The sequence below is a fragment of the Kineococcus esterisolvens genome (assembly GCF_050871405.1).
Taxonomy (GTDB): Bacteria; Actinomycetota; Actinomycetes; order Actinomycetales; family Kineococcaceae; genus Kineococcus.
In genome coordinates this window covers 1-15,558 of the sequence record NZ_JBJLRI010000049.1, presented here as the reverse complement: position 1 = coordinate 15,558, position 15,558 = coordinate 1, and the positions used below count along the sequence as shown (strand labels likewise).

Genomic DNA, 15,558 nt, shown 5'->3' with positions numbered 1-15,558 from the left:
AGACGTAAACTACGAGTGTGGGGACTCGCCGCCGGGAGCACCAGACGCTGCTGGAGATCACCACGCTCTCCCTGCGCCACGGCCACGACCTGCACGCCATCCTCGACGCCACCACGGTCGCCGCCACCGACGTCACCGGCGCGCAGTACGGCGCGTTCTTCTACCACGACCGCGACGAGAAGGGCGACCGGCTCGACCTGCTGACCCTCGCCGGGGCCCTCGCGAAGGAGTTCCCCGGCGCCGAGCCCGTCCGGCACACCCCCCTGTTCGCCCCGACCTTCACCGGCGCCGCCCCCGTGCGCATCGACGACCTGGCGGCCGACCCCCGCTACGGCCGGGGGTCCACCGGCGGGGTGCCCCGCAACCACCGGCCCGTGCGCAGCTACCTCGCCGTGCCCGTCACCTCCACCGGCGGCCGCGTCATCGGCGCCCTGCTCTTCGGCCACGCCGAACCCGGCCGGTTCGACGACGAGGCCGAGGCCGCAGCCACCTCCGCGGCGCTCGGCGCCGGCATCGCCATCGACAACGCCCTCCTGCTGGGTGAGCAGCGAGCCGCCCGCGAGCTCGCCGAGGACCGTGAGGCCGCCGCCGCCGCGGCGGCGTCCCGCACCGCGCTCCTGCAGTCCATCACCGCGCTGCTGTCCACCAGCGCCACCACGGCCGACATCACCTCCTCGGTGCCGCGCGCCGTCGCAGAGGCGAGCGGCTGCGTCTCCGCGGCCCTGTACCTGCTCGACGACCCGCGCGGCGTGCTCACCGGCCACTGCCACCCGCCGCTGCCGGCGGACCTCTCCGCCGCGCTCAGCAGCATCCCCGTCGACGCCGACACCCCGGTCACCGAGTCGGTGCGGACCCGCAGCGCCGTCGTGTTCACCCACGACGACGCCGCCCGCTACGCGGACCTGCGCGGGCTGGACCCCGGTGCGGCGCGCTCCAGCCTGGCCGTCCCCCTCGTCGAGCGCAACGGCCGGGCCCTCGGCTCGCTCATCGTGAACTGGGCCGACACCACCCCCCGCGACGACGAGGTGGCGCTCTTCTCCAGCGTCGCCGCGCAGGTCTCCCTCGCCCTGGAGCGCGCCCAGCTGCTCGACGCCGAACGCGCTGCCAGGGAGAACCTCGCCGGCTCGGTCGCCGCGCTCACCGACCTCGCCCGCACCCTCCAGAGCGGCCTGCTGCCGCAGCGGCTGCCCGCCCTGGAGCGGGTGACCGTCGCGGTGCGCTACCAGCCGGCCGTGGTCGGCGCCGAGGTCGGGGGCGACTGGTACGACGTGATCGCCGTCGACGACGGCGTCGTGTTCGTCATCGGCGACGTGCAGGGTCACAGCACCACCGCCGCCGGTCTCATGGGGCAGCTGCGCACCGCCGTGCGCGCCTACGTCAGCGAGGGTCACGGGCCCGCCGCCGCGCTGGAGCGCACCAACCGGCTGCTCGTCGACCAGGCGGAGGAGCTGTTCGCCACCTGCTGCCTCGTGCGGCTGGACCAGGGGTCCGGGACCGTGACCGTCGCCACCGCCGGGCACCCCGCCCCCCTGGTCGCCGACGGCGCCGGGCTGCGCGAGCTGGAGGTCGAACCCGGCCCGCCCCTGGGCGTCGACCCCGCGGCCACCTACCCCACCGCCGCGCACCGCCTGCGCGAGCGCAGCCGCGTCGTCCTCTACACCGACGGGGTCGTCGAGACGCGCGCCGACCAGCTGGACGCGGGGGTGGACTCCCTGCGCCGCACCGTCGCCGACAACGCCGGCTCACCCTGCGAGGAGCTGGCCAACCGGATCATGGCGAGCATCCCGCACCGCCTCGACGACGACGCCGCCATGCTCGTCCTGGAGTACACCGGGCCGGACACCCAGCTGGAGGAGGCGGCGCTGCCCCTGCCCGCGGACGTGCGCGCCGTGGCGCAGTCGCGGGCCTTCCTGCGCACCGCGCTGACCGCCTGGAACGCCGGCGAGCTGCTCGACGAGGCCGAGCTCGTCCTCAGCGAGCTGGTCACCAACGCCCTCGTGCACACCGACTCCGCGACCGGCGTGCTGCTGCGCTACGACCGCACCGCACGACGGCTGACGATCAACGTCCAGGACCGCTCCACCCGCCACCCGCGCGAGCGGCACGCCGGCGCCGACGCCCTGGGCGGGCGCGGGCTCGGCATCGTGGAGACCGTCGCCGACGACTGGGGCGTCTCGGAGGAGGGTGACGGCAAGACCGTCTGGGCGGAGCTGGCCATCGACGGGGGGTGAGCCCGGACGGGTGCGCGGAGCACCGGGCGCAGCCGTCGCGCCGGTCGGTGGAGTAACTTCCTGGAGACGTCCCGTGGAACGTTGGAGGTTCCCGTGCCCGACCTCAGCACCGAAGAGCGCACCGTGCTGCAGCACCTGCGGACCTGGTACCGCACGCACCGCGGGGCACTGCCCGCCGAGCGCGTGGCCACCGCCACCGGCCTGCCGACCGAGGCGGTGTGCTCAGCCGCCGGCGTCCTCACCGTGGCGGCGGGGGTTCGCACCTACCACCGGACCGCGCCGGGAGGGGATCCCGTGGTCCTCTTCCTCGACGCCCCCGAACCGCCCCGCCGGGTCATCGACCTGACCCGGGTCTGACGGACCGGACCTGACGGGGACGGCGGCGCGGGCCGCCCGGCCCCCTCAGGCGGACCGGAACAGCAGGTGCACGCGCAACCGGACGAGGCAGCTGCGGGCGGCCGTGCGGATCGGCTGGTCCGGGCAGTGCTCCACCAGCCACTGCCCCACCCGGCCCCGCTGCCTCTCGTGCACTCATGTTCAACCACATCGGCACCCGGCGGTTACCGGTGCAGGGAGGCGTACGGGGGAACCGGCCGGCCCAGCGCACGCGACCGCCGGGGCGGGGTTCGCGCAGCGCGCACGGTCCCCCACGGGGTGGGGCGGGCGGGTGACGCACCGCCGCCGGCCTGAAGGAGCGCGCGGTGGGCTCCGATGCGCAGACGGACGGGCCCCGAACAGCGCGGGTCCGCCGCGAGGACGAGGAGCGCCGGCTGGACGAGGTCGCGGCCCGGCTCGGGTTCCCCCTCAGCCTGGTCAGCCTCGTGCTCGACCCCGCGGTCGTCTTCGCCGGCAACCACAGCCTGGTCGGCTGGATCGCGCAGGTCGGCGCCCTGCCCGTGGAGTGGTCGTTCCGCAGCACCACCGTCGTGACGGACGCGCCCCACGTCGTCGGCGACGCCACCGTCGACCCCGTGCACCGGGACAACCCGGTGGTCACCGGGGAGGGCGCCCGCTCCCACGCCGGCGTCCCGCTGCGCACGCCCGACGGGCGGGTCGTCGGCGCGCACCGCGTCATCGGCGTCGACCCGCACGAGTTCACCGCCGGGGAGATCGCCGTGCTGGAGCCCGCCGCGGCCGAGCTGGTGACGATCTTCGAGGAGCACCGCGCCGGCTCCGCCGCTGCCTGACCCGCCCCGACACGGCGTCGGCCTGCGCCGGTCCGGCCACCGGTCCACCATGGCGCCATGCGCATCACCCGCTACGGCCACAGCTGCCTGCTCGTCGAGACCGCCCGTGCCCGCGTCCTGCTGGACCCGGGTGTCTTCAGCCGCGGCTGGGAGGAGCTGGCCGGCCTCGACGCCGTAGTGGTCACCCACCAGCACCCCGACCACGTGGACGCCGAGAAGCTCCCGCGACTGCTGGGGGCCGACGACCGGGCCGTGCTGCACGCCGAGCCGGAGACGGCCGCGTCGCTGCGCGGGTCGGGCATCGAGGCGTCCGCGCTGCACGCCGGCTCCTCGATCACCGTCGGGGACCTGACGGTGGAGGCGGTCGGCGGCGAGCACGCGCTCATCCACGCGGACGTCCCGCAGGTGGGCAACGTCGGGCTGCTCCTGCGCGCCGAGGGCGAGCCCACCCTGTTCCACCCGGGCGACTCCTACGCGGTGGCACCGCAGGGCGTGGACGTGCTGGCGCTGCCGCTGAGCGCCCCGTGGGCGGCGAGCAAGGAGATGATCGACTTCGTGCGGGCCGTGCGCGCCGGCAGCGGCTTCGCCATCCACGACGCGCTGCTGTCCGACATCGGCCTGGGCCTGTACGCGGGGCAGGCGGAGAACCTCGGCGGCCTCGAGCTGCGCCCCGTCGAGCACGGCGTCCCGTTCGACCTCTGACCGCCTCCACGCGGTGGTCGAGGGGTTCGCGACTCCCTCGACCACCGCGGGGACGGCCGTCGCGGGTGGGCTCAGCGGTGGACGGTGCTCATGTCGGGGTAGCGGTCGCCGGCCGTGACGCCGACCGGCAGGACGTCCCCCAGCCGGGCGAGGTCGTCGGCCGTCAGCTCGACGTGGACGGCGGCGACGTTCTCCGCCAGGTAGCTGCGCCGCTTGGTGCCGGGGATCGGCACGACGTCGGGGCCCTGCGCCAGCAGCCACGCCAGGGCGACCTGCCCGGCCGTGACGCCCTTCGCCTGCGCGAGCGCGCGCACCTCGTCGACGAGCGCGAGGTTGCGCCGGAAGTTCTCGCCCTGGAAGCGGGGGTTGCTGCGGCGGAAGTCGTCCGGGGCGAGGTCGTCGACGCTGCGGATCGCACCGGAGAGGAAACCCCGGCCCAGCGGGGAGTAGGGGACGAACCCGATGCCGAGCTCGCGCGCGGTGGCGAGCACGCCGTTCTCCTCGACGTCGCGCGTCCACAGCGACCACTCGGTCTGCACGGCGGTGACGGGGTGGACGGCGTGGGCGCGGCGGACCGTCTCGGGCGCGGCCTCGCTGATGCCGAGCCGGCGGACCTTGCCCGCGCTCACGAGCTCGGACATCGCGCCCCAGGTCTCCTCCACGGGCACGGTCGTGTCGACGCGGTGCTGGTAGTACAGGTCGATGACGTCGACCCCGAGCCGCTGCAGGCTCGCGTCGCAGGCGGTGCGCACGTACTCGGGACGGCCGTTGACGCGGCGCCCCCCGTCGGGCAGGAACTCGTTGCCGAACTTCGTGGCCAGGACGACCTCGTCGCGGCGGGAGGCGATTGCGCGTCCCACGAGCTGCTCGTTGGTGAAGGGACCGTACATGTCGGCGGTGTCCAGGAACGTCACGCCGGCGTCGAGGGCGGCGCCGATCGTGGCGATCGACTCGGCCTCGTCACGTGTCCCGTAGAACGCGCTCATGCCCATGCAGCCCAGGCCGAGGGCGGAGACGGTCAGCTCGGTGCCGTTCGCGGCGCTGCCGAGGGTGCGGGTGGGGAGGTCCGTCGCGTGTGCCATGCGGCGAGCCTGCGACTTCGAGCGCGCTCGAAGTCAAGCGGGGGCGCCCACCTGCTGCCGGTACAGGTCGATCTTCGCGCTGATGGCGCCCAGGTGGCCGTTCACCTCGTCGAGCTGCGCGAGGACGCGCCGGCGGTGCGCCTCCAGCAGCGCCAGCCGCCGCGGTTCCGTGCCCCGCCCCGCGCGCACCAGGTCCGCGTACTGCCGGATCTCGCGCACCGGCATCCCCGTGGAGCGCAGCCGCTGGACCATGACGATCCAGCGCAGGTCCTCCTCGCCGTAGCGGCGCCGGCCGGCGGCGGTGCGCGCCGGCGCCCCCACGAGCAGGCCCTCGGTCTCGTAGTAGCGCAGCGCGTGCACGCTCAGGCCGAGGCGCTGCGCGGCCTCGGCGATCGTCAGGGACGTCCCGGGCCGCCCGTCGGTGCTCGTCACGGCGCCAGTGTGCCCTGCGGAACCGCCCGGTGGCCCTGCGGGCGTCCGCTACGATCCACGGCACCCGAGACGCCGGCCGAGGAGCGCACCGCACTGCCGAAGAACTTCACGCTGACGCAACTGCGGTACTTCACCGTGGTCGCCCAGGAGCGGAACATGACCGCAGCGGCGGCCGAGCTCCGGATCACCCAGTCGGCGCTGTCCTCGGCCATCGCGCAGCTGGAAGCGGCGATGGGGACGCAGCTGTTCAGGCGCGTGCCGCGACGCGGTGTCGAGCTGACCGAGGGCGGCTCACGGCTGCTCCGGGAGTCCCTCCCGCTCATCGAGGCCGCGGACCAGCTGCCGGCCCTCGTGCAGCGCGACGAGGAGACCGTCGCGGGGCGGCTCGTCGTGGGGGTGTACGAGCCCATCGCCTCGCTGCGGGTCCCGGACGTCGTGGCGACCTTCGAGCAGCGCCACCCGCACGTGGAACTCGCCGTGCTGGAGGGCGACCAGGAGTTCGTGCTGCAAGCCCTGACCTCGGGCGCGTGCGAGGTGGCGCTGATGTACGGCATGGGCATCGGGCCCCAGGTGCGCACGGAGGTCCTGGAGCACCTGGCGCCGCACGTCCTCGTGGCGGAGGACCACCCCCTGGCCGCCCGCGCGCCCGGGCCCGTGAGCCTGGCCGAGCTGGCCGACGAGCCGCTCGTCCTGCTCGACCTGCCCCACACGCGCGAGTACCTGCTCGGCCTGTTCGACCTCGTGGGCGTCGCCCCGCGCGTCCGACACCGGCTCACGGGCTACGAGACGGTGCGGTCCTTCGTGGCCCGCGGCGGGTACGCCGTCCTCAACCGCCGTCTGCCGCACAGCGCCACCCACAACGGCGGCCGCGTCGTCGCCCTCGACATCGCCGAGGCCCTGCCCCCGGTGGACGTCCTGCTGGCCCGGACGGCCGACGGCCGCCCGACACGGCGGGCGCGCGCGTTCGCCGAGGCCTGCCGGGAGCACTTCCCCGCCCGCTGAGTCCGGTCGTCGCCCCCGGATGACGCCCATGTTTCATCGATGTTTCACAATGATTGCATCGATTCGATCGATGCAAGGTGCGAAAACTGTTGTTGGACCACCCCCTCCGCACCCCTCCACACTGGCGTCCTCCTGCTCCGCCCACAGGCACCAGGCATCTCCGTCGTGGAGGAACACCCATGAGCGCACCGGAAACCACACCTTCCGCCCTGCAGCCGGCGCCGGGCACCGTCCCGCCCGGCTTCAGCCCTCGCCTCTACAACGAGGACCTCGCCCCGCGCACCGGTGAAGCCTCCTGGCGCACGTGGGACCTGTTCTGCTGGTGGCTGTCCGCGTGGCACAGCCTCGCCGGCTACACCTTCGCCATCGGCCTGCTCGTCCTCGGCCTCACCGGGTGGCAGATCGTCGTGGCCGTCTTCCTCGGGATCCTCGTCCTGCTGTGGGGCTTCAACCTCATGGGCACCGCCGGGCAGCGCGCCGGGGTCCCCTTCCCCGTGTTCGCGCGCCTCAGCTTCGGGGTCCTCGGCGCGAAGGTGCCGGCCCTGCTGCGCGCCGTCGTCGCCGTCGCCTGGTACGGCATCCAGACGTACCTGGCCAGCCTCGCCGTGATGACCCTGGCCCTGAAGGTGTGGCCCGGTTCCGAGACGCTCACGCAGACGCAGGTCCTCGGCATGTCACCGCTGGGCTGGATCTGCTTCCTCGTCCTGTGGGCCGCCCAGCTCGCCGTCCTCTACCGCGGCATGGAGGCCGTGCGGAAGCTGTCCGACGTCGCCGGTCCCGTCCTGTGGATCGCCATCGCGGCCCTCGCCGTCTGGGTCCTCGCCCGCGTCGGCTGGAGCATCGACTGGAACCACCGCGAGGGCCCCGCGCTCGACACCGGCGCGACCGTCTCCGCCGTCGTCTCGGGCGCCTTCCTCACCGTGGCGTTCCTCGCCGGCCCGATGCTCAACTTCGCCGACTTCTCGCGGAACTCCCCCGACGCGAAGTCCATCCGGCGCGGCAACAGCCTCGGCCTGCTGCTCAACGGCACCGCCTTCGTGCTCGTGTCCGTCGTCATCGCGATCGCCTCGGCGCAGCTGCACGGGCAGGCGGTGACCGACCCGGTCGAGCTCGTCCGGGACATCGACAGCGTCGCGCTGCTGCTCGTCGCCACGGTCGCCATCGCGGGGTCCGCCGTCGGCATCAACATCATCCTCAACTTCGTCTCCCCGGCCTACGACTTCGCCAACATCGCACCCTCGCGCATCAGCTTCCGCACGGGCGGCCTCATCACGGCCGTGCTGTCGCTGGTCATCATGCCCTGGCACCTGTACTCCAGCCCGGTCATGGTCAACTACTTCATCGGTGGTGTGGGCGCCCTCATCGGCCCGCTCTTCGGGATCATGGTCGCCGACTACCACCTGCTGCGCCGCGGGCACGTGGAGGTCGACGACCTCTACTCCGACGCCCCCACCGGCCGCTACTCCTACCGGCGCGGTACCAACCCCAACGCCATCGCCGTCCTCGTCGCCTCCGGTGTCGTGACGCTGCTCGTCGCCTTCGTGCCCGCTCTCACCGCCCTGGCCCCGTACTCGTGGCTCGTGGGCGTCGTCGCGGGCGGCGGGCTGTACCTCCTCGCCGAGAAGGTGCACCCCTCCGGGTCGCTCACCGCGGGGACGGCCCACGCCGCCGAACTGCCCGCGCAGCGCTGACCCACCCCACCGCTCCCCACCCACCCAGGAGGAACCCCGTGACCGTCGTCCGAGCCGCACTGACCCAGGTCTCCTGGCCCGGGTCCAAGGACGAGATGCTGGACAAGCACGAGGTCCTGGCCCGCAAGGCCGTCGCCGAGGGGGCACAGGTCCTGTGCTTCCAGGAGTTGTTCTACGGGCCGTACTTCGGCATCACCCAGGACGCGAAGTACTACCGGTACGCAGAACCCGCCGACGGCCCGGTCGTGCAGCGCTTCGCCGCCCTGGCCAAGGAGCTCGGCGTCGTGACCGTGCTGCCGATCTACGAGGAGCAGCAGGCCGGCGTCTACTACAACAGCGCGGTCGTCGTCGACGCCGACGGGAGCACCCTGGGCACGTACCGCAAGGTCCACATCCCGCACGTCGACAGGTTCTGGGAGAAGTTCTACTTCCGGCCCGGGAACCTGGGGTACCCCGTCTTCGAGACCGCGGTCGGCAAGGTCGGCGTCGCCATCTGCTACGACCGGCACTTCCCGGAGGGCTGGCGCGCCCTCGGCCTGGCGGGCGCCGAGATCGTGTTCAACCCCAACGCCTCCAAGCCCGGCCTGTCGAACCGGCTGTGGGAGCTGGAGCAGCCGACGGCGGCCGCCGCGAACGGGTACTTCGTGTGCGTCCCCAACCGCGTCGGGCGCGAGGACAACGAGTACGGCGACCAGGCCGTGGACTTCTACGGCACCAGCTACGTCGTGGACCCCCGCGGCAACTACGTCGGCGACCGGGCGAGCTCCACCGAGGAGGAACTGGTCGTCCGCGACCTCGACCTCGACCTCGTGCGGTCGGCCCGCGACGACTGGCAGTTCTACCGCGACCGCCGCCCGGACGCCTACGGGAGCCTGGTGACGCCGTGAGCCGCACCCTCATCACCGGCGGGACCCTCGTGTCGACCACGGGAGCCGTCGCCACCGACGTCCTCGTGGAGGGCGAGAGCGTCGTCGCGCTCCTCGCTCCCGGCACGGGCACGGGGCTCGCGGTCGACGAGCGCATCGACGCCACCGGGTGCTACGTCCTGCCCGGCGGCGTGGACGTGCACACGCACATGCAGATGCCGTTCGGCGGGACGGAGGCCTCCGACACGTTCGAGACGGGGACGCGGGCCGCGGCGTTCGGCGGCACCACGACCATCGTGGACTTCGCCGTCCAGCGCACCGGGGAGGTCGTCGAGGAATCCCTGGAGGCGTGGCACGAGAAGGCCGCCGGCAACTGCGCCGTCGACTACGGGTTCCACATGATCCTCGGCGGGGTGGACGAGGACTCCCTCAAGGCGATGGACTCCCTCGTCGCGCACGAGGGGATCAGCAGCTTCAAGCTGTTCATGGCCTACCCGGGGGTGTTCTACTCCGACGACGGGCAGATCCTGCGGGCCATGCAGCGCGCCACCGACAACGGCGCGATGATCATGATGCACGCGGAGAACGGCACCGCCATCGACGTGCTCGTGCAGCAGGCCCTGGCGCGCGGGGACACCGACCCCGTCTTCCACGGCCTCACCCGCCCGGCGGCGCTGGAGGCGGAGGCGACGAACCGCGCCATCGCCCTGGCGGAGGTCGCCGGCGGCACTCCCCTGTACGTCGTGCACGTCTCCGCCTCCCAGGCCCTCGAGCGCATCGCGGCCGCGCGCACCACGGGCGCGAACGTCTTCGCGGAGACCTGCCCCCAGTACCTGTACCTGACCCTGGAGGACCACCTCGGTGCCGGCGGCCCCGGCAGCTTCGAGGGCGCCAAGTACGCCTGCTCCACCCCGCTGCGCTCCAAGCACGAACCGCACGCGAAGGACCTGTGGCGGGGCCTGCGCACCGACGACCTGGCCGTGGTCTCCACCGACCACTGCCCGTTCTGCTTCAACGACCAGAAGCAGCTCGGCCGCGGGGACTTCTCGAAGATCCCGAACGGCCTAGGGCTCGTCGAGCACCGCATGGACCTCGTGCACCAGGGCGTCGTCGACGGCAACCTGTCGCTGCAGCGCTGGGTGGAGACGTGCTCGACGACACCGGCGCGACTGTTCGGCATGTACCCGCGCAAGGGCACCGTCGCGCCCGGCTCGGACGCCGACGTCGTGATCTACGACCCGGCCGGGACGACGACCATCAGCGCGCAGACGCACCACATGAACCTCGACCACTCCGCCTTCGAAGGGGCCCGCCTCACCGGGTCGGTGCGGACGGTCCTCTCCCGCGGGCGCACGATCGTCGACCGCGGGCAGTACCTCGGCAGCACCGGGCACGGGCGGTTCGTCCCCCGCGGGCTCTCGCAGTACCTGCGCTGACGCCCTCTCCCCCACCGACCACCTCAGCACGCAGAGAGGAGACCACCGTGGACTTCGGGGTCGTCCTGCAGAACACCGCACCCGCGTCCCGGGTCGTCGAGCTCGCCCGGCAGGCGGAGCTGCACGGGTTCACCCACGCGTGGACCTTCGACTCGCACCTGCTGTGGGAGGAGCCGTACGTCGTCTACTCGGCCATCCTGCAGGCCACCCGGAACATCGTCGTCGGCCCCATGGTGACCAACCCGCTGACGCGCGACTGGACGGTCACGGCGTCGAGCTACGCGACGCTGAACGAGATGTACGGGCCGCGGACCATCTGCGGCATCGGCCGCGGCGACTCCGCCGTGCGGACCCTGGCGGGCAAGCCGAGCACCCTCGCGACGCTCCGCGAGTCCGTGCACGTCATCCGGGAGCTCGCCAACGGCCGGCCGGTCGAGCACCGCGGGCAGACGATCCGCTTCCCGTGGGCCCCGGTGACCAACGAGCACAACCGCACCCAGGTGTGGGTCGCGGCGTACGGCCCCAGAGCGCTGCAGCTGACCGGGGAGGTCGCCGACGGCTTCATCCTGCAACTGGCCGACCCGGACATCGCCGCCTGGACGATCAAGCACGTCAAGGAGGCGGCCGAGCGCGCCGGGCGCGACCCCGACAGCGTCAAGATCTGCGTCGCGGCCCCGGCCTACGTGACCGGCGAGAGCGCCACCGGGCTCGAGCACGCCCGCGCGCAGTGCCGCTGGTTCGGGGGGATGGTCGGCAACCACGTCGCCGACATCGTCACGCGCTACGGCGAGGGCGGCAGCGTCCCGGAAGCCCTGACCGACTACGTCCGCGGCCGCGAGGGCTACGATTACAACCAGCACGGCCGGGCGGGGAACACGCACGCCGACTTCGTGCCCGACGAGATCGTCGACCGGTTCTGCGTCCTGGGGACCCCCGACGAGCACCTGAAGCGCGTGCGGGAGCTGCAGGACCTCGGCGTCGACCAGTTCGCGCTCTACCTGCAGCACGACGCCAAGGAGACCACGCTGCGCGCCTACGCCGACCACGTCATCCCGGGCCTGGCGGCCGACGTCGCCGCCGTCCAGCCCGTGGGTGCGGCGTGAGCACCTCCCGCCGCCCCGTCGCCGTCGTCACCGGGGCCAGCAGCGGCATCGGCGCGGCCACCGTCCGGTCCCTGGCGGCCGCCGGCTTCGACACCGTGGCGGCCGCACGGCGCGTCGAGCGCTGCGAGGCGCTGGCCGCCGGCGTGGGCGGGCGCGCCGTGCAGCTCGACGTCACCGACGACGCGTCCGTGCGGGCGCTGGCCGACGCCGTGCCCGAGGTCGACGTCGTCGTCCACTCCGCGGGCGGTGCTCTCGGCACCGACGCCGTCGAGGACTTCGACGCCGACGGCTGGCGGTGGATGTACGAGGCGAACGTCATCGGCGTGGCCCGGGTCCACCGGGCCCTGCTGCCCGCGCTGCGCAAGCGCCCCGGGTCCGAGAGCCCCGGCCACGTGGTGGTGGTGGGCTCGCAGGCCGGCCTGCAGGCCTACCCCGGCGGGGGCGGGTACACCGCGGTCAAGCACGGCGTCCACGCGCTGTGCCGGACGCTCCGGCTGGAACTGCTGGGCGAGCCGGTGCGCGTCACCGAGATCGCTCCGGGCTACGTCGACACGGAGTTCTCCACCGTGCGCCTGGGGGACCCCGAGGCGGCGGCGGCGGCGGTGTACCGCGGGATGACCCCGCTCACCGCCGAGGACGTCGCCGAGGTCATCGCGTTCACCGTGACGCGGCCGGCGCACGTCAACGTCGACCACGTCCTCGTCCGCCCGCTCGCGCAGGCCGACGCCTTCCACGTCCACCGGGAGACGATGTGACCCTCCTCCAGAACCCGCACGACACCGGCCCGGCCCCGGAACCGGTGGCGGACCCGGTGGCGGCGCGCACGTACGCGCTCGACCGTGCCCACGTGTTCCACTCCTGGTCGGCGCAGGCTTCGCTGGACCCGATGGTCATCAGCCGGGCCGCCGGGTGCCACGTGTGGGACGGTGACGGCCGCCGCTACCTCGACCTGTCCTCGCAGCAGGTGAACACGAACATCGGGCACCAGCACCCGGCCGTCGTCGAGGCGATCGTCGAGCAGGCCAGGACGCTGTGCACCATCGCGCCCCCGTACGCCAACGCCGCACGCTCGGAAGCGGCCCGGCTCGTCGCCGAGGTGGCTCCCGAGGGGCTCGACAAGGTCTTCTTCACCAACGGCGGCGCCGACGCCAACGAGTTCGCGGTGCGGATGGCGCGGCTGCACACCGGCCGGCACAAGGTCCTGGCCCAGTACCGCTCGTACCACGGGGGGACCTCCACGGCGATCAACCTCACGGGTGACCCGCGCCGCTGGCCCAACGACCAGGGGTCCGCCGGTGTCGTGCACTTCTTCGGCCCCTTCCTCTACCGCTCGGCCTTCCACGCGAACTCGGAGGAGGAGGAGTGCTCGCGGGCCATGGAGCACCTGGACCAGCTGATCCGCTTCGAGGGGCCGTCGACGATCGCGGCGATCGTCCTGGAGACCGTCCCGGGGACCGCCGGGGTCATGCCGCCACCGCCCGGGTACCTCGCGGGTGTCCGCGAACTGTGCGACCGGCACGGCATCGTGCTCATCGCCGACGAGGTCATGGCCGGCTTCGGGCGCACCGGGCGCTGGTTCGCCGTCGAGCACTACGACGTCGTCCCCGACCTCATCACGTTCGCCAAGGGCGTGAACTCGGGCTACGTCCCGCTCGGGGGGGTCCTGCTGTCGGCGGCGGTCGCCGCCACGTTCGACGAGCGGCCCTTCCCGGGCGGCTTGACGTACTCGGGCCACCCGCTGGCCTGCGCGGCCGCCGTCGCCACGATCGAGACGATGCGCGAGGAGCGGATCGTCGAGAACGCCGCACGCGTCGGCGCCGAGGTGCTCGGCCCGGGGCTGCGGGAGCTGGCCGGGCGGCACCCCGTCGTGGGGGAGGTGCGCGGGCTGGGGGTGTTCTGGGCGCTGGAACTGGTCGCCGACCGCACCACGCGCGAACCCCTCGCGCCGTACGCCGGGACGCACCCGGCGATGGCGGAGGTCACCGCGGCCGCGAAGGCCGCCGGCGTCATCCCCTTCGTGACGGCCAACCGCCTGCACGTCGTGCCGCCGTGCACCATCACCGACGACGAGGTCCGCGAGGGCCTGCGGGCGCTGGACACGGCCCTGTCGGCCGTCGACCGGTACGCCCGCGCCTGACCCCGCGCTCGTCGCCGTCGCCACCCCGGCACCGCACGACCGGTGATCGACCGGGGCAGGGCCCTGCGGTGGCAGCCCCGCCGCGGGGCGGGTAGGACGGGTCCGGCAGCACCGGCCCGGCGGGCCGGTGACGAGCACGTGCGGGAGGGGACCCGAAGTGGCCATCGCGACGATCAACCCGGCGACCGGCGAGACGGTGCGGGAGTTCGAGCCGCTGAGCGAGGAGACCCTGGAGGACCGGATCGCCCGGGCGTCGGCGGCGTTCGCCTCCTACCGGCTGACGACGCCCGAGCAGCGGGTGGGCTGGCTGCGCGCGGCCGCCGACGTGCTGGAGGGTGACACCGACGACGTGGCCACCCTGATGACGACGGAGATGGGCAAGACGCTCGCCGCGGCGAAGGCCGAGGTGGGCAAGTGCGTGAAGGCGCTGCGCTACTACGCCGAGCACGGCCCGTCCTTCCTGGAACCGCGCCCGGCGGACGCCCACGCGGTCGGCGCGCAGGAGGCGTACGTCACGTACCAGCCGCTGGGTGCGGTGCTGGCGATCATGCCGTGGAACTTCCCGCTGTGGCAGGCGATGCGCTTCGCCGCCCCGGCCCTGATGGCCGGCAACGTCGGCCTGCTCAAGCACGCCAGCAACGTGCCGCAGACCGCGCTGTACCTGGAGGAGCTGTTCCGGAAGGCCGGTTTCCCCGGCGACGTGTTCCAGACCCTGCTCATCGGCTCGGGCGCGATCGAGCGGGTGCTGCGCGACGACCGCGTGGTCGCCGCCACCCTCACCGGCAGCGCCCCGGCGGGGCAGTCGGTGGCCTCCATCGCCGGGGACGCGCTGAAGCCGACCGTGCTGGAACTCGGCGGCAGCGACCCGTTCGTCGTCATGCCGTCGGCGGACCTGGAGACCGCCGCCGGGGTGGCGGTCACCGCCCGCTGCCAGAACAACGGGCAGAGCTGCATCGCCGCGAAGCGGTTCTTCGTGCACGCCGACGTCGCCGAGGAGTTCACGCGCCTGTTCGCCGAGAAGCTGGCGGCGCAGCGGGTCGGGGATCCGATGGCCGAGGACACGCAGGTGGGACCGCTGGCCACCGAGTCCGGCCGCGACGACGTCGAGGGGTACGTGAAGGACGCCGTCGACGGGGGCGCCACCGTCGTCGTCGGCGGCGAGCGCGTCGACGGGCCCGGCTGGTACTACCGGCCCACCCTGCTCACCGGCGTCACCGAGGAGATGAAGCTGTACCACGAGGAGGTGTTCGGCCCTGTCGCCGCGCTGTTCACCGTCTCCAGCCTGCAGGAGGCGATCGACATCGCCAACAGCCACCCCTACGGGCTGGGGTCGAACATCTGGACCGAGGACGAGGACGAGCGCGAGCGGTTCGTCCGGGACGTCCAGTCGGGCATGGTGTTCGTCAACGGGATGACGACCAGCTACCCGGAACTCCCCTTCGGCGGGGTGAAGCAGAGCGGCTACGGCCGCGAGCTCACCGACCTGGGGATGCACGCGTTCATGAACGCCAAGACGGTGTGGGTGGGCCCGCCCAGCGCCGAGCAGCGCCAGGGCGACACCTCCACCGCCTCCGAGTAGGCCCCTCCCCTCCCCTGCGCTCCGCGGGGGGGGGGGGGGGGGGGGGGGGCGGCCCCGGGGGGGGGGGGCGGGGGGGGGGGGGGGGGGGGGGGGGGGGGGGGGGGGGGGGG

General features: G+C 73.5%; 15 protein-coding genes. 12 read left to right on the top strand and 3 right to left on the bottom strand.

All coding sequences use genetic code 11. The annotated features are described in order from the left end of the window. Positions 1–17: 17 nt before the first annotated feature. Both ACRYR8_RS14810 and ACRYR8_RS14805 read left to right on the top strand, forming a co-directional pair. On the top strand, positions 18–2,231 hold the full coding sequence (locus tag ACRYR8_RS14810; protein ID WP_432485012.1) for a SpoIIE family protein phosphatase: 2,214 nt from the start codon (positions 18–20) through the stop codon (positions 2,229–2,231). Positions 2,232–2,324: 93 nt separating this feature from the next. Next, on the top strand, positions 2,325–2,588 hold the full coding sequence (locus ACRYR8_RS14805) for a hypothetical protein (protein ID WP_432485014.1): 264 nt from the start codon (positions 2,325–2,327) through the stop codon (positions 2,586–2,588). A gap of 45 nt (positions 2,589–2,633) precedes the next feature. On the opposite strand, the gene ACRYR8_RS14800 is transcribed toward ACRYR8_RS14805, so the two are convergent. Next, complete coding sequence (locus ACRYR8_RS14800; protein ID WP_432485016.1) at positions 2,634–2,762, bottom strand: hypothetical protein; 129 nt, start codon at positions 2,760–2,762, stop codon at positions 2,634–2,636. Positions 2,763–2,932: 170 nt separating this feature from the next. Here ACRYR8_RS14800 and ACRYR8_RS14795 point away from each other — a divergent pair, with 170 nt between their 5' ends. Further along, positions 2,933–3,418, top strand: a complete 486-nt coding sequence (locus ACRYR8_RS14795) for a GAF domain-containing protein (RefSeq protein ID WP_432485018.1) — start codon at positions 2,933–2,935, stop codon at positions 3,416–3,418. Positions 3,419–3,475: 57 nt separating this feature from the next. After that, positions 3,476–4,120: an MBL fold metallo-hydrolase gene (locus tag ACRYR8_RS14790; RefSeq protein ID WP_432485020.1), complete on the top strand. Its 645-nt coding sequence runs from the start codon at positions 3,476–3,478 to the stop codon at positions 4,118–4,120. Positions 4,121–4,191: 71 nt separating this feature from the next. Here ACRYR8_RS14790 and ACRYR8_RS14785 read toward each other — a convergent pair whose 3' ends face one another. Next, on the bottom strand, positions 4,192–5,202 hold the full coding sequence (locus ACRYR8_RS14785; protein WP_432485022.1) for an aldo/keto reductase: 1,011 nt from the start codon (positions 5,200–5,202) through the stop codon (positions 4,192–4,194). Between the two features lie 33 nt (positions 5,203–5,235). Continuing rightward, positions 5,236–5,634: a MerR family transcriptional regulator gene (locus ACRYR8_RS14780; protein ID WP_432485024.1), complete on the bottom strand. Its 399-nt coding sequence runs from the start codon at positions 5,632–5,634 to the stop codon at positions 5,236–5,238. A gap of 9 nt (positions 5,635–5,643) precedes the next feature. Here ACRYR8_RS14780 and ACRYR8_RS14775 point away from each other — a divergent pair, with 9 nt between their 5' ends. From ACRYR8_RS14775 to ACRYR8_RS14740, 8 genes are all read left to right on the top strand, one after another. Then, the gene (locus ACRYR8_RS14775) at positions 5,644–6,636 is read left to right on the top strand and encodes a LysR substrate-binding domain-containing protein (RefSeq protein WP_432485026.1); all 993 of its coding nucleotides are present in this window, start codon (positions 5,644–5,646) and stop codon (positions 6,634–6,636) included. Positions 6,637–6,815: 179 nt separating this feature from the next. Further along, positions 6,816–8,327 carry an NCS1 family nucleobase:cation symporter-1 gene (locus tag ACRYR8_RS14770; protein WP_432485028.1) on the top strand — a complete coding sequence of 504 codons (1,512 nt, stop codon included), beginning with the start codon at positions 6,816–6,818 and terminating at the stop codon, positions 8,325–8,327. Between the two features lie 38 nt (positions 8,328–8,365). Continuing rightward, complete coding sequence (locus ACRYR8_RS14765; RefSeq protein WP_432485030.1) at positions 8,366–9,214, top strand: nitrilase-related carbon-nitrogen hydrolase; 849 nt, start codon at positions 8,366–8,368, stop codon at positions 9,212–9,214. Further along, positions 9,211–10,629: a dihydropyrimidinase gene (hydA, locus tag ACRYR8_RS14760; RefSeq protein WP_432485032.1), complete on the top strand. Its 1,419-nt coding sequence runs from the start codon at positions 9,211–9,213 to the stop codon at positions 10,627–10,629. Before ACRYR8_RS14765 ends, hydA begins: the two co-directional genes overlap by 4 nt. Positions 10,630–10,676: 47 nt before the next feature. Then, on the top strand, positions 10,677–11,732 hold the full coding sequence (locus ACRYR8_RS14755; protein ID WP_432485034.1) for a TIGR03842 family LLM class F420-dependent oxidoreductase: 1,056 nt from the start codon (positions 10,677–10,679) through the stop codon (positions 11,730–11,732). Then, positions 11,729–12,487 (top strand): SDR family oxidoreductase, encoded by a 759-nt coding sequence (locus tag ACRYR8_RS14750; RefSeq protein WP_432485036.1) that lies wholly within the window; start codon positions 11,729–11,731, stop codon positions 12,485–12,487. Before ACRYR8_RS14755 ends, ACRYR8_RS14750 begins: the two co-directional genes overlap by 4 nt. Further along, entirely contained in the window at positions 12,484–13,869 is a 1,386-nt protein-coding gene (locus tag ACRYR8_RS14745; RefSeq protein WP_432485038.1) for an aspartate aminotransferase family protein, read from the top strand. The genes ACRYR8_RS14750 and ACRYR8_RS14745 overlap by 4 nt, the downstream gene beginning before the upstream one ends. Before the next feature lie 157 nt (positions 13,870–14,026). Further along, positions 14,027–15,448: an NADP-dependent succinic semialdehyde dehydrogenase gene (locus ACRYR8_RS14740; protein WP_432485040.1), complete on the top strand. Its 1,422-nt coding sequence runs from the start codon at positions 14,027–14,029 to the stop codon at positions 15,446–15,448. Positions 15,449–15,558 lie beyond the last annotated feature (110 nt).

Excerpts from the sequence above, each read along its gene's own strand:
- ACRYR8_RS14785 (WP_432485022.1), bottom strand. The coding sequence starts at position 5,202 with ATGGCACACGCGACGGACCTCCCCACCCGCACCCTCGGCAGCGCCGCG.
- ACRYR8_RS14790 (WP_432485020.1), top strand. The coding sequence starts at position 3,476 with ATGCGCATCACCCGCTACGGCCACAGCTGCCTGCTCGTCGAGACCGCC.
- ACRYR8_RS14770 (WP_432485028.1), top strand. The coding sequence starts at position 6,816 with ATGAGCGCACCGGAAACCACACCTTCCGCCCTGCAGCCGGCGCCGGGC.